Origin of the sequence: Mucilaginibacter sp. OAE612, assembly GCF_041806395.1 — a bacterium.
Taxonomy (GTDB): domain Bacteria; phylum Bacteroidota; class Bacteroidia; order Sphingobacteriales; family Sphingobacteriaceae; genus Mucilaginibacter; species Mucilaginibacter rubeus.
Genome location: NZ_JBGMUW010000001.1, coordinates 2,119,092 through 2,132,633, shown reverse-complemented (window position 1 = coordinate 2,132,633; position 13,542 = coordinate 2,119,092). Strand labels below are relative to the sequence as shown.

Below are 13,542 nucleotides of genomic sequence, written 5' to 3'. Positions count from 1 at the left end.
TGTTAAATTACTACTGCGTCAATTAACCGAAAAGGTTACCTCCATTTTGCTGCCTGGCTTTAAGATGAGCCATTGCCAATCTTGAGCGCTTCCCTTCGGGGCTCAGATCAAGGTGCGATGTTCCATCCTCAAGTGTAAAGTCAAAGCCTAATTCTTTGGTTACAATTTTCAAGTCGTTTATATGCAACTGGGTAGCAAATTCCTGGTGGGTATGAGGGCATACCGCCATACCCCTTTTTATGCCTTCCTTTTTGTAAATATGAGCGCCTATCTGGGCCGGCCGTTGTATAATATGAAAAAACTTACCAAACGGAATCCAGATAAGAAACATAATAACTGTTATAGCATGGGTTACGGCCATATAATCATATGCAATGCCTTTCATATATTCATAACCATAGCTCAAGCCCAGGCCGGTAACAGCGATAGCTAAAAGCAGTATTAACGGCAGCAAATCACCCTCAAAAGTTTGCGTAGCAACTAAACCGGCATTAGTGAGGCGACGACGCATAAATATCAATACGCCGGCAATAACTAACCACGAGCACCAGTAAAGGGCCTTAAAAATCACAAAAGCCACAAATGAACCAAGTGCAAATTCAAACATTTTGAATCCGAAGAAATGGGCTTCATACATGTGCACACTTGAGGGGTTTATACTCGTGGCGGGGTTCATGGTAAAATTTATCCAGCCAAAGGTTAACGGAAAAGTAACGCAGAAAGCCATTGTGCAACCTGTTGCCATTAAAAAATGGCCTATCCACCGGCTCCGCCCGCGGGGATAAATAAACTTTTGGAAGCCAATATTTTGTATAAACTCTTTTGCAAATGAAATAACATGTAAAAATATCTTCCCGGTAAAAAAAAACTGAAAGGTGCGCTTAAAATACATCCAGGTAGGTGGCCGTTGCAACCATACGGTATAACGGTAAACTATTCCGAAAAAAGCGAACACAGTTCCGAATAAATAAATAATTAATGCGGGGTCGAAATTTTGAAGCTTACGTGAGCCATAAAAAACGAACGAGATTAACAATAAGGAAACTCCTGTAGCTATAAATAGGGCCTTTTTATTAAGAGACATATCCATCTGCTAATTGTATTACGAAGTATGATAATTGCCGGTTTCACTAAGCCGGATTAGATTTTCACCAAAAATATACAGCTATTTCTGATGCGGGTTTTCCTGGTTTCTGTTTGTTATTATAATATGCCGTGGCTATTATAAAACATTTAAAAATACAAAAAAAACAGGTTCTTGTATCGGTTTTAATTACATTAGACTATATTCTTCAATAATTACCTTTTATTAATGCCTCTTTATCTCCTGTTATCATAAACTTATTACGAAAATATGGAAGCTCAGCATACAGCACTACCACCTAAACCAGGCGAACCGATTACGGGCCACTCACTCCAAACTTTTTTTCCGGGTTACTTTGCTTTGGTAATGGCAACCGGGATAGTTTCGGTTGGTGCCTTTTTATATAATATGAAACAGGTTGCCAACATCTTGTTATGTGCTAACGTTATTTTTTATATTGTGCTTTGGGCTGTGCTCATATTCAGGGCAATTAAATACCCTACAGATGTATGGAAAGATATAAGCAGTTCCTCGCGTGGAGTTACTTTTTTAACCATTGTTGCCGCGAATAATGTTTTAGGGAACCAGTTTGGCTTAATGACCTCCTATAAAGATGTAGCCATTTTTTTATGGGAATTTGGCATCGTACTCTGGGTGATGATTACTTACACCTTTTTTATTGTGATCACCGCCAAAGAACCTAAACAAGGAGTGGAAGCGAGTTTAAGCGGTGCCTGGCTGCTCATTGTCGTAGCCACCGAATCTGTAGCTGTGCTGGGGGCTATTATTGCCGGTGAAATGGTTCATAAGGATGTTATTATTTTTATATCGTTTTGCGCTTTCCTCATTGGTGCAATGCACTATATGGTATTTATATCGTTAATTATATACCGCTGGCTTTTTATAAGCATGAAAGCGGAATTGCTAACCCCTCCATATTGGATAAATATGGGTGCCGTAGCCATCACCACGCTGGCGGGTTCTCGTTTATTGATGTATTCACATAATCATGAATGGATAAGCGGCATTAGCTATTTTTTACCCGGGCTCACGGTTTTTTTCTGGGCGTTTGCCACCTGGTGGATCCCGATCCTGTTTTTACTACCTATATGGCGGCATATCATACAAAAGGTTCCTGTGAAATATGATCCCCAATATTGGTCGCTCGTTTTTCCGGCCGGTATGTACGCCGTCGCTACCTTTAATTTTTCCAAGGCGCTTGATCTCCCGTTTATCCTGCCCATTTCCAATATCTTTATTTATTTTTCAATTACAGCATGGGTGATTGTTTTTGCAGGAATGTTAAGAGAGTTCATCCGTTTTTTGTATTCAGAAAAGAGCCTTTAAATATTTCAAAAACTTAAGTATAAAGGCATTGCTTTATTCTAAACTCAAAAGCAACGGAAAGGTAAACAATCAATAATAGTTAAAATCTGTTTTGGAAAAAGCGGCTAAGATTGTCCGGAGTTTTTTATTTAAAGGTCATTGTAATGTTTTGGCATAATTAACCGTATTGGTAATCAAATTGTATTTTTTTTATTAAACTTTAAAAAAGGTTTTGAAATTTCAAAAAAAAGCCGATAATTGCCATCGAAATATCAGAAAACCCGAGCTATTGATTAAAGATTCGCATCTGGATACGATGCACCGGTCAATATTAACAGAAAGATATTTTAATATTACCATTTGGTTAATTTATTAGTTTCCTAAACCTTTCTTTTTGATGAGCATCCGTATAACTATCCGATCCTTATATATTGTAATTTTACTATCCTTCACTGCTGCGTTAAAAGGCTATAGTCAAACCATACCAGTTGGAAGCTATGCTGAGGAGCTATTACGCAGGGATCAGGTAGCAGGAAATACAAACAGTACATCATCACTTGTTATCAGGCCATTAGCTTCAACTATTGCTGATCCTGCGCTTCAGCCATTAATTTCGAGCCATGAGTATATAAAATTCAATTTCATGGGCATGCCATCGGGTTTACGCATCCTTCCGTTTAACTGGTTAAATGAATACAACGTGAACCGTCCCTTTGGCTACAATAATTCCTCATTGTATCCCAATGCAGGCTATCAAAGCATGCTTAGTGGCGGCTTTTGGTTAAAAGCCGGAATTCTCAACGTACAGATAAGACCTGAGCTGGTTTACGCGCAAAATAAAAACTTTTCAACTTTTGCAGATGTACAGGCCCGAAACAATTCGCCGGCACTCATGGGTGCTTATTTTGGCCAAATCAATGGTATTGATGCACCCGAACGATTTGGTACATCTTCTCTAAAACATCTTTATCCCGGGCAATCAAAAATCACTTTGACGTATAAAAGCATTGAAGCCGGCGTATCTACAGAAAACTTGTGGTGGGGACCAGGAATAAGAAATTCAATCATGATGAGCAATTCGGCCCCTGGCTTTTTCCATTGGACCTTTAATTCAACCAAACCCGTTAAAACACTGGTTGGCTCATTTGAGTGGCAGATCATAGGAGGCAACCTAAAACAATCGGGCTTTGCACCAGACGATGTAAGCAAACTTATATACGGCAGCAATTTATATAGCCCCAAACCTAAAGTTACAAGGTATATTTCGGCCTACAGTGTGAACTGGCAGCCTAAATGGCTAAAGGGTTTATACCTTGGCCTTTCCGCTTATGACTATCTTGACAAAGACTCTCTTTATCATAATAAAAACATTATCCGTAAAGTAATTCCGGTTATTACTGGCTCTTCACTTAAGGCGAATGACATCAACAACGGACAAAACGGCGACCAACAGGATTTTGCTTACGCACTCAATATCAGGCAGCTGCTACCTTTATACAAAGCTGAAATTTACTTTGAATGGGCTCGTAACGACCGCACCGGAAGTATTTCTGACTTTTTACAGGAACCCGAGCATTCATCAGCATATACCTTTGGCGGACGCAAACTGTTTGAACTTAGCCGGGGAGGCTTTATCCAAATTAAATCGGAAATAACACAGTTGCAAAGAGCGCCAACCTATTTGCTGCGCGACGAACCTTCATGGTATATCCATTCGCAAAGCCCGAGAGACGGTTATACCAATTATGGCAGATACATAGGTGCTGGAATCGGGCCGGGTGGAAACAGTTTTATTTTTGATATAAGTTACCTCAAAAATTACAACTCATATGGCCTTATGCTGGAAAGACAGTTACATAACAACGATCTGTATTACCAGGCTTTTACTGAAGCCAGAATAAGCAATCTTCACTGGGTAGATCTTGCAGGTACATTTTATGCTAATCATAAATTTAAAAACTACCTGCTCTCGGCCGAAGCTACGCCTGTTTACACATTGAACTATGAATACAGAAATGGTTCGAGCTTTAATTTACATGCCAAGATTAACTTTACTTATTTTTTTAATTAATGAACAATTTTAGCCCATTTTTTTAGTTTATCGATCAACACACCAGTTATACTACAAATTAAAAAAATCACTTTACCCCCTGAAATGGGAAATTGGTTTACTTTTGCAGAAAATATTATCATTTATTGGAGTGCTATTTTATACTCTGATGACTTTCACACATGAACAGACTTCGCTTTCTTATATTTTTAATTGCTGTACTCAGTTTCGGAGCAGTTACTAATATTACCGCCCAAACCAACTTACAAAACATTTCCTCAATTAATGTCGACGATATTTCAGATCAGCAACTGATTCAGCTGTTACAGCAAGCTCAAAAATCAGGATTAACCGACGCTGAGTTACTACAGCAAGCTCAAAGCCGGGGAATGTCAGCCGCACAGGTTCAAAAGTTAGAACTTCGTATAAAAAAATTAAGGACCAAAAGCAACGAATCATCCAATACCAGACCCGATTCGACACTTACACAGCAAGGAAGGCAACTTAATTATAAACCAGATACTACTGATACCCTTTACACCAATAAAGATTTATTTGAAAGCTTAAAGCCCAAAATTTTTGGCGCCGATATTTTTAAAAATAAAAACAGTTCATTTGAACCCAACCTTAAACTGGCTACCCCTCTAAATTATATTGTTGGGCCTAATGACCAGCTTAACATAAATGTTTACGGCAGCTCGTTGGTGAACTGGAAACTGGAAGTATCCCCCGAAGGAAATATAAACATTCCGGGGGTTGGCATTTTAAATGTTGGAAGTAAAACTATTGAACAAGCTACGGCCCTGATAAAAAGCAGGCTTGCAGCTAACAACTATGCGGTTGGCCGCGGTACAAGCGTACAGGTTACCCTCGGTAATATCCGGAGTATCCAGGTAATTATCATAGGGCAGGTAGCTAAACCAGGCACTTATACCCTGCCCTCTCTCGCTACCGTTTTTAATGCATTATATATGGCAGGCGGCCCCAACGATAATGGTAGTTTAAGGCAGATAGAGGTGATCAGGAATAACCGCATTATCAGGCACCTGGATGTTTATGATTTTTTGTTAAAAGGCGATCAGAAAAACAACATTACCCTACAGGATCAGGATATTGTACGCGTACCAACGTACCGGACCAGGGTGCAGCTTGTTGGTGAGATTAAAATACCTGCCTTGTTTGAAGTTTTGCCGGGAGAAAGCCTGGATAACATTATAACTTATGCCGGTGGTTTTACTGATAGCGCATATACTGCCAGGATCAAAGTATCGCAGGTAAGTGATCAGCAGCGCAAAATAACGGATGTGTTGGAAGCCGATTATAAAAACTACATTCCGTTAAGGGGCGATAAGTATACTATTGAATCTATTATATACCGGTTTGAAAACCGGGTAGTAATAAAAGGAGCGGTTTTCCGGCCTGGTGATTATGAACTGCAAAGCGGGTTAACACTACTGCAGCTAATTGACAAAGCTGCGGGATTAAAAGAAGACGCTTTTACCGAACGCGGTACAATTACCCGCCTAAAGCCGGATAACAGTACCGAAATAATAGGATTTAATGTTAAGGACGTTATCAATAAATCTGTAAATATCCCCTTGCAGCGTGAAGATATTGTTAACATCTCATCCATATTTGATTTAAGGGATAAATACACCGTTACTATTAATGGTAATGTAAGGAAACCAGGAAAGTTTGCTTTTTCAGAAAACATGAAAGTAGAAGACCTGATTTTAAAAGCCGGCGGTTTTGCCGAAGGCGCAAGTACAAACCGTATTGAAGTAGCCCGGAGGATAACCGATGCCGATCCTTCATCTAAAAACAGTTCAGTATCGCAGGTTTTTAGCGTTAATATTGACGGTAAACTAAAACCGGCAGACGCTAACTTTGTGCTTACCCCCTTTGATATTGTTTCGGTATATAGCCTGCCCGGATATGAAAAGCAAAAAACAGTAAAGGTTGAGGGCGAAGTTTTATACCCTGGCTCCTATACCATCAAAAGTAAAAACGAAAAAATATCCGATCTGATTGCCAGGGCCGGCGGGCTTACCGCCTCGGCCGATGCAGCTGGCGGTTCGTTAAAACGCGATAATTTTGCAATACTGGGTATCGATAAAAACAAAGCAGATACTGCATCGGTAAATGCAGAGCGCTCGGCCCGGATCAGCAGGTTAAAACGATCATACAAAGACTCGACAAACATCGCGACCGATACTACACAACTAAGAAATAACTATGTAGGTATTGAATTGGATAAGATCCTGAAATCACCAGGATCAAAAACCGACCTGCTTCTGGAGAATGGCGACGTTATAAGGGTTCCGAAACAGCAGCAGGTTGTGCGTGTTAATGGCCAGGTACTTTATCCAAGTGCCGTGGTGTTTGACAAATCAAAATCATTTAATGATTTTGTTTCAAATGCTGGTGGTTACGGTCCCGATGCGTTAAGACGTGGTGCCTATGTGGTTTATCCAAACGGAACTGTAAAAGGCACACGTAAATTCCTGTTTTTTAATAACCATCCTTCGGTGAAACCGGGTAGCGAAATATATGTTCCTAAGAAATCTGAGGGTAAAGGCAATACTGCTCAAACAATTTTAGGATTTACTACAGGGCTGGCTTCATTAGGTGCTATTATTTTGGGGATCTTAAGTTTGAATAAATAATTAATATCAACAGAAATTTTTCGGCTTAATTATGTTAATTAATGGAAACTAACCCACATAATAGTACAGTTTCAAGTCAATCAGCGAACGATATTTCACTTGCCGATCTTGTTAAAAAAATCAAAAGCTTTACGCAATATCTTCGCAGTAAATTATTACTGATAGTTTTGACCGGGTTACTGGGCTTAATCTTAGGCCTTGTATATAGCATATTCAAAAAGCCCGAGTACAGGGCGGTTTATACCTTTGTACTTGAGGAAGAAGAAAAGGGTGGACTTGGCCAATATGCAGGTTTGGCGTCATTGGCAGGCATTGATGTAAGCAGTGGTGGCGGCGGCATTTTTCATGGCGATAACATCCTTGAACTTTACAAATCACGTAACATGATTAGTAAAACTTTGTTAAGCACTGCCATATTTAACGGCAAACCACAAAAACTTATCGACAGATATATTGAATTTAATAACCTTAGGAAAAAATGGGAAGATAAATCCACATTGAAAAATATCAGCTTCAATGGAAATCCCGATTCATTTAACCGATTGCAGGATAGTATTATCATTGATTTAACTAAAACTATAAACAAAAGCGCACTTAACGTTGACAAACCAGACAAAAAACTTAGTATTATAGAAGTTGACGTATTTTCAAAAGATGAGTTATTTGCAAAAGAATTTGCCAATAATATAGTTAATACAGTAAACAGTTTTTATGTGTTAACAAAAACTAAAAAGCAGCTTCAAAATGTAACTATACTTCAAAAGCAGGCGGATAGTGTCAAATCGATACTTAACAGCTCTATTGTAGGTGTTGCTTCCGCGGCAGATGCTTCACCAAATGCAAACCCGGCATTATCAATTTTAAGGGTCCCTTCGCAACGCAGGCAGATTGATGTTCAAACAAGCACCGCCGTTTATGCTGAAATAGTAAAAAATCTTGAATTATCTAAAATTCAACTCAGAAAGGAAACGCCGCTTATTCAAGCCATCGATACACCGGTATTGCCTTTAATGGTAAACAAACTGGGTAAAATCAAAGCCTCAATATTGGGTTTTATGGCCGGTGTTTTTTTGGCCTGCATGGGAGCTACTGTAAGGAAAATTTCCACTAAAATAATAAATTAACAGATGGTTGATAATTTTAATGCCCCCCAAATAATAAAACTTCCTCAGATATTGGATGAGAGAGGTAACCTTTCGTTTTTGGAGGAACACAACCATATCCCGTTTAAAATCGAACGGGTTTATTGGATATACGACGTGCCGGGTGGTGAAGAACGGGGCGGGCATGCCTATAAAGAAAACAGAGAATTTATCATCGCCTTATCCGGAAGCTTTGATGTGATATTAGATAATGGAAAAGAAATAAAAAGCTACTCATTAAACAGATCATACTATGGTTTATATGTACCTGAAGGAATTTGGAGGCATATGGAAAATTTTTCGACTAATTCATTGGCTTTTATTGCCGCGTCCACTGCTTATCAGGAAGATGACTATATAAGAGATTACGAGGTATTTAAGCAAAATAAATCATGAGAGCTTCGGTATACAATTGTAATGTAATTGAATTGAAAAAAATTCATAATAGAGCAGGAAATATTACATCTATTCATGGCTTATCAGAAATACCGTTTGATATTCAAAGGGTTTATTACCTATATGACGTTCCTGGCGGCGAAATACGCGGCGGGCATGCCCATTATGGATTGCAACAACTAATTATAGCAGCCAGTGGAAGCTTTGACGTGGTGATTGATGATGGCCATATGAAAAAAACAATTACGCTTAACAGGCCTAATTTTGGATTATATATAACGCCTGGCATTTGGCGCGATCTTGTCAATTTTTCATCTGGAGCGGTGCTTCTAGTTTTGGCATCCAATAAATATGATGAAAAAGATTATATCAGGGATTACCAAGAATACTTAAATCAAAAAAATGGCCTTTAATATTCATCGCTTGGCTGATGTTCAGTCCAATAATATAGGTAACAATACTTCAATATGGCAGTTTTGTGTGATACTGAAAGACGCCGTAATTGGTTCAAATGTTAATATTAATTGTAATTGTTTTTTAGAGAATGATGTAATAATTGGTAATAATGTTACGATTAAATCTGGCGTGCAAATATGGGACGGGGTAACAATAGAAGATAATGTATTTATTGGCCCCAATGCTACATTTACTAATGATCTGATACCTCGCTCAAAAATCTATCCTGAAGAATTTAAAAGAACACTTATAAAAAAAGGTGCTTCTATTGGTGCAAATGCCACTATTGTTGCCGGTATCGAGATAGGCGAGTTTTCATTTATCGGAGCAGGTAGTGTTGTTACTAAATCTATCCCACCTTATACAGTTTGGTACGGTAATCCGGCTGTTCACAAAGGCTACATTACCCAAAATGCAAAAATTTTAGATATAAATTTATTGGATAAAGAAAGCAATATTCAATATGTTTTTGATGGATATAAACCTGTTATAAAATGATTAAGTTTTTAGATCTGCTGGCAATTAATAAACAACATAAAGAGGAATTGAAGAAAGCGTTTGAGCGTGTTTTGGATTCGGGCTGGTATATAATGGGCAATGAATTAAAGAAATTCGAAACCGAGTTTGCAACGTATTGCGGAGCTAAGCACGCAATAGGCGTTGCCAACGGGCTGGATGCATTAATTTTAATTATCAGGGCCTATAAAGAGATGGGGATATTTCAGGACGGTGATGAAATTATTGTACCTGCCAATACCTATATAGCCAGTATTTTGGCCATATCTGCTAATAATTTAGTTCCTGTGTTGGTTGAGCCTAATATCGATACTTATAATATTGACCCTGCACTAATTGAATCTCACATAACAGCAAAAACAAAAGCTATTTTGCCGGTTCATCTATATGGCCAACTGTGTGATATGAAGTCAATAAATGCTATTGCCCAAAAACATCAGTTAAAAGTAATTGAAGATAGTGCACAAGCTCACGGCGCAACAAGCGATGGCAAACGAGCGGGCAATTTTGGTGATGCCACTGGCTTTAGTTTTTATCCGGGTAAAAACTTAGGTGCCTTAGGGGATGCAGGTGCTATCACCACTAATGATGATTCATTAAATGGATCTATACGGGCTTTACTAAATTATGGCTCACATAAAAAGTATGAAAACCTATATAAAGGAGTTAACAGCCGTTTAGATGAGTTACAGGCTGCTTTATTAAGCATTAAATTAAAAACACTTGATCAGGAAACAGCAACTAAAAGAGCAATAGCAAATCGTTACCTGGCGGAAATAAACAATGGTAAAATTATTTTACCAAAAGTGGCTGAACAAAGTGCACATGTTTGGCATTTATTTGTGGTAAGAACAGATGCGCGTGGGCATTTACAGCAGTACCTTACAGATAAAGGCATTCAAACAGTTATTCATTATCCTATCCCCCCTCATCAGCAAGAGGCTTATAAAGAGTGGAACCACTTGAGTTATCCAATAAGCGAAATGATTCATCGTGAAGTTTTAAGTTTGCCTTTAAGCCCCGTATTAAAGCCCGAAGAGGTTGATTACATTATAGAAAGCATAAATGAATATTAAAGAAGTTTTAAAGGAAAACATCATTTAATCAGAGCACTTGAAACTTATAAAGACTTCTTTTTTTTCGGCTATAATTACTTTTATTCGCATCGCTTCAGGCTTTGTCGCAAGCAAAGTTGTGGCTTTATTTACCGGTCCGGCTGGTATAGCGCTAATTGGACAATTTTCTAATTTTATAACCATCGCTTTAACATTTGCTAATGGCGCAATTAATACGGGTGTAATAAAATATACTGCAGAATTTGAGGGGGATGAACAGCAATTAAAAACACTATTTAGTACAGCGTTTAAAATAAGTGTAGCTTGCTCGGCCATATTTGGCTTAGTGTTACTTTGCATAGCAACTTATATTTCTCAATGGTTATTTCATTCATCACTCTATATAAATCCGCTACGTGTTTTGGGTGTTACTATTATTTTATATGCCCTTAATTCGTTATTGATCTCGATTTTAAACGGAAAAAAGGAAATAAAAAAATACACCTTGGTCAATACGATAGGTAGTATTGTTGGTTTAGTTTTTACAGTTGTATTAGTTTATTTTTATAAAATTACCGGTGCACTTTACGCTTTGGTTTTAGCCCAATCCATTGTATTCTTTGTCACCTTAACAATGATTGTAAAAAGTAGCTGGTTTTCGAAATCTTATTTTAACCAGTCTTTTAACAAAGAAACAGCACGCAAACTATCAGGATTTAGCTTAATGGCTATAGTTTCGGCTTTAACTGTACCTGTTTCGCAGATTATTCTGCGTAATATGGTAATTAATAAATTGGGGATGAACGATGCCGGTTATTGGCAGGGTATAATGCGTATTTCTGATGGTTATCTGCTATTGGTTACTACCTCTTTAAGCACCTATTACTTGCCTAAGTTATCATCATTGAATAATGACGACGATCTGCGTAAAGAAATATACCACGGGTATAAAATTATACTTCCCGTCGTTTTTACAAGTTGTTTGCTCATTTACTGGCTGCGCTTCTTTATAACCCATATGTTATACTCCAAAGAATTTGAAGCCATGACCCAATTATTTGCATTTCAGTTAATTGGCGATTTTTTTAAAATGGCAGCGTGGATACTGGCTTACTTGATGTTAGCCAAAGCCATGACTAAGGCATTCATAATAACAGAAGTCGTATTCAGCATAAGTTATGTTTTGTTAGGATATGTTTGCATACATTTGTTTAACCTAAACGGTATCACTATAGCATTTGCAATTAATTATTTTATTTATTTAATAATTATGATTGCACTTTTCAGAAAATTATTGTTCAAATGAAGTATCCTTTAGTATCCATCATCGTTCCGTGCTATAATCACGAAAAATATGTGTTTGAGGCTTTAAATAGTATCGTGGATGACACTTATCCCAACAAAGAAATTGTTGTTATTAATGATGGCTCCACTGATAATTCAAATAATGTAATAAACCAGTGGATAAGCAGGCATGAAGCTATTGTATCGATAAAGTATATAAATCGCGAAAATAAGGGACTTTGTGCCACGCTTAATGAATTATTACGATTATCAAAAGGTAAATATATATTGCCTCTTGCAAGCGATGACGCATTATATGGTGATACAATTACTAAGAGAGTTGAAATATTAGAAGAAAATGAAAGCACAGGAAAGCTGGTGTTGGTTAGTGACGCTTTAGTAATTGATGGGGATAATAAAGTTATCCTGCAAAGTTCTATGGCTGAATACAACTCAGGAAATAAATCAAAGTATGAAACGGAAGAAGGGATAATGGAAGAGGTTATAAAAAATCCTTCAATCTCCGGTGCAACAAGTTTGCTTAATAGAAAGATATTTGACATAGTTGGTTATTACCCAGAAGATTTGAAAGCGGAGGATTGGTATTTTTATCAGAGAGCTGCTGCAAATAAAGCCGTATTATTTTGGAACCAGCCGGTTTCTTTGTACCGTGTCCATTCAGCAAATACATCAGGATTAGCAACACCTATAGGGAAGCAATTAGCCCTACATAAAAGTGTAATAAAAACATACTATCGTAATTACAGCAAGTTTCCACAAAGTAAGTTTAAAATACAGGCTTTAATTCAGCTTTTAAAATTTGTTATTATTTACAATAGATTAAAAATAAAGGCTCTTCTGAAATAGCTTTCGCTGCTTCAAAAGAGCTTGTAAGTTGATATTCGGTAAATAGATTATATTATAACTAACATTTGACGTTGGGTGAAATTATACACGAAATTTAAATATTTGATTTATTACCTATTTGTTTATCCATATTATAAAGTGGTATTTAAACGCATAGGTCATCGTTCCAAAATTATCTCACCGCTTAAAATCGATGGCTATTCAAACATTTCTATCGGGACCAGGGTTAACATTGAATACAAAACCTGGCTTGCCGCAGTCGCGCATACCAATTCGCCAACCTGCGTTTTAATTATTGAAGATGGCGCAAGCATCGGGCACTTCAATCACCTCTATGCGACGTCAAAAATTCGCATCGGCAAAAAGGTACTAACTGCTGATAGGGTTTATATTACCGATAATCTCCATTCTTATAAGGATGTCACCAAGGCCATAATGGATCAGCCAATTCAGCAGATAAACGAAGTTGAAATAGGCGAAGGAGCCTGGATTGGTGAAAACGCATGTATTATTGGCGCAAGTATTGGAAAAGGTTGCGTTATAGGTGCTAATAGCGTGGTAACAAAAGACATTCCTGATTACTGCGTGGCGGTAGGTGCGCCCGCTAAAATAATTAAGCGGTACAACTTTGAGTTAAATGAATGGCTAAAAACAGCCCCCGATGGGAGTTTCATTAATTGAAACGGCTTTAAACTAATAT

General features: G+C 37.7%; 12 protein-coding genes. 11 read left to right on the top strand and 1 reads right to left on the bottom strand.

The window, feature by feature from the left end:
• Positions 1 to 22: 22 nt before the first annotated feature.
• Complete coding sequence (locus tag ABID99_RS08990; RefSeq protein WP_373613486.1) at positions 23 to 1,084, bottom strand: MFS transporter; 1,062 nt, start codon at positions 1,082 to 1,084, stop codon at positions 23 to 25.
• Between the two features lie 270 nt (positions 1,085 to 1,354).
• Here ABID99_RS08990 and ABID99_RS08985 point away from each other — a divergent pair, with 270 nt between their 5' ends.
• From ABID99_RS08985 to ABID99_RS08935, 11 genes are all read left to right on the top strand, one after another.
• Positions 1,355 to 2,431 carry a tellurite resistance/C4-dicarboxylate transporter family protein gene (locus tag ABID99_RS08985; protein ID WP_354483596.1) on the top strand — a complete coding sequence of 359 codons (1,077 nt, stop codon included), beginning with the start codon at positions 1,355 to 1,357 and terminating at the stop codon, positions 2,429 to 2,431.
• Between the two features lie 376 nt (positions 2,432 to 2,807).
• Entirely contained in the window at positions 2,808 to 4,481 is a 1,674-nt protein-coding gene (locus ABID99_RS08980; RefSeq protein WP_176627316.1) for a capsule assembly Wzi family protein, read from the top strand.
• Positions 4,482 to 4,642: 161 nt separating this feature from the next.
• Positions 4,643 to 7,126: an SLBB domain-containing protein gene (locus tag ABID99_RS08975; protein ID WP_373613485.1), complete on the top strand. Its 2,484-nt coding sequence runs from the start codon at positions 4,643 to 4,645 to the stop codon at positions 7,124 to 7,126.
• 41 nt (positions 7,127 to 7,167) lie between these two features.
• Entirely contained in the window at positions 7,168 to 8,250 is a 1,083-nt protein-coding gene (locus ABID99_RS08970; protein WP_354483602.1) for a lipopolysaccharide biosynthesis protein, read from the top strand.
• Positions 8,251 to 8,253: 3 nt separating this feature from the next.
• A complete protein-coding gene (locus tag ABID99_RS08965; protein WP_188832497.1) occupies positions 8,254 to 8,664 on the top strand; it encodes an FdtA/QdtA family cupin domain-containing protein in 411 nt (136 codons plus the stop codon).
• Positions 8,661 to 9,077 carry an FdtA/QdtA family cupin domain-containing protein gene (locus tag ABID99_RS08960; protein ID WP_354483603.1) on the top strand — a complete coding sequence of 139 codons (417 nt, stop codon included), beginning with the start codon at positions 8,661 to 8,663 and terminating at the stop codon, positions 9,075 to 9,077. The genes ABID99_RS08965 and ABID99_RS08960 overlap by 4 nt, the downstream gene beginning before the upstream one ends.
• Entirely contained in the window at positions 9,067 to 9,618 is a 552-nt protein-coding gene (locus ABID99_RS08955) for an acyltransferase (RefSeq protein WP_373613484.1), read from the top strand. Before ABID99_RS08960 ends, ABID99_RS08955 begins: the two co-directional genes overlap by 11 nt.
• Positions 9,615 to 10,712 (top strand): DegT/DnrJ/EryC1/StrS aminotransferase family protein, encoded by a 1,098-nt coding sequence (locus tag ABID99_RS08950; RefSeq protein WP_188832500.1) that lies wholly within the window; start codon positions 9,615 to 9,617, stop codon positions 10,710 to 10,712. The genes ABID99_RS08955 and ABID99_RS08950 overlap by 4 nt, the downstream gene beginning before the upstream one ends.
• 37 nt (positions 10,713 to 10,749) lie before the next feature.
• Complete coding sequence (locus ABID99_RS08945; protein ID WP_354483605.1) at positions 10,750 to 11,997, top strand: O-antigen translocase; 1,248 nt, start codon at positions 10,750 to 10,752, stop codon at positions 11,995 to 11,997.
• Positions 11,994 to 12,842, top strand: a complete 849-nt coding sequence (locus tag ABID99_RS08940; RefSeq protein WP_373613483.1) for a glycosyltransferase family 2 protein — start codon at positions 11,994 to 11,996, stop codon at positions 12,840 to 12,842. The genes ABID99_RS08945 and ABID99_RS08940 overlap by 4 nt, the downstream gene beginning before the upstream one ends.
• 102 nt (positions 12,843 to 12,944) lie before the next feature.
• A complete protein-coding gene (locus ABID99_RS08935; RefSeq protein ID WP_373613482.1) occupies positions 12,945 to 13,523 on the top strand; it encodes a DapH/DapD/GlmU-related protein in 579 nt (192 codons plus the stop codon).
• Positions 13,524 to 13,542: the final 19 nt, after the last annotated feature.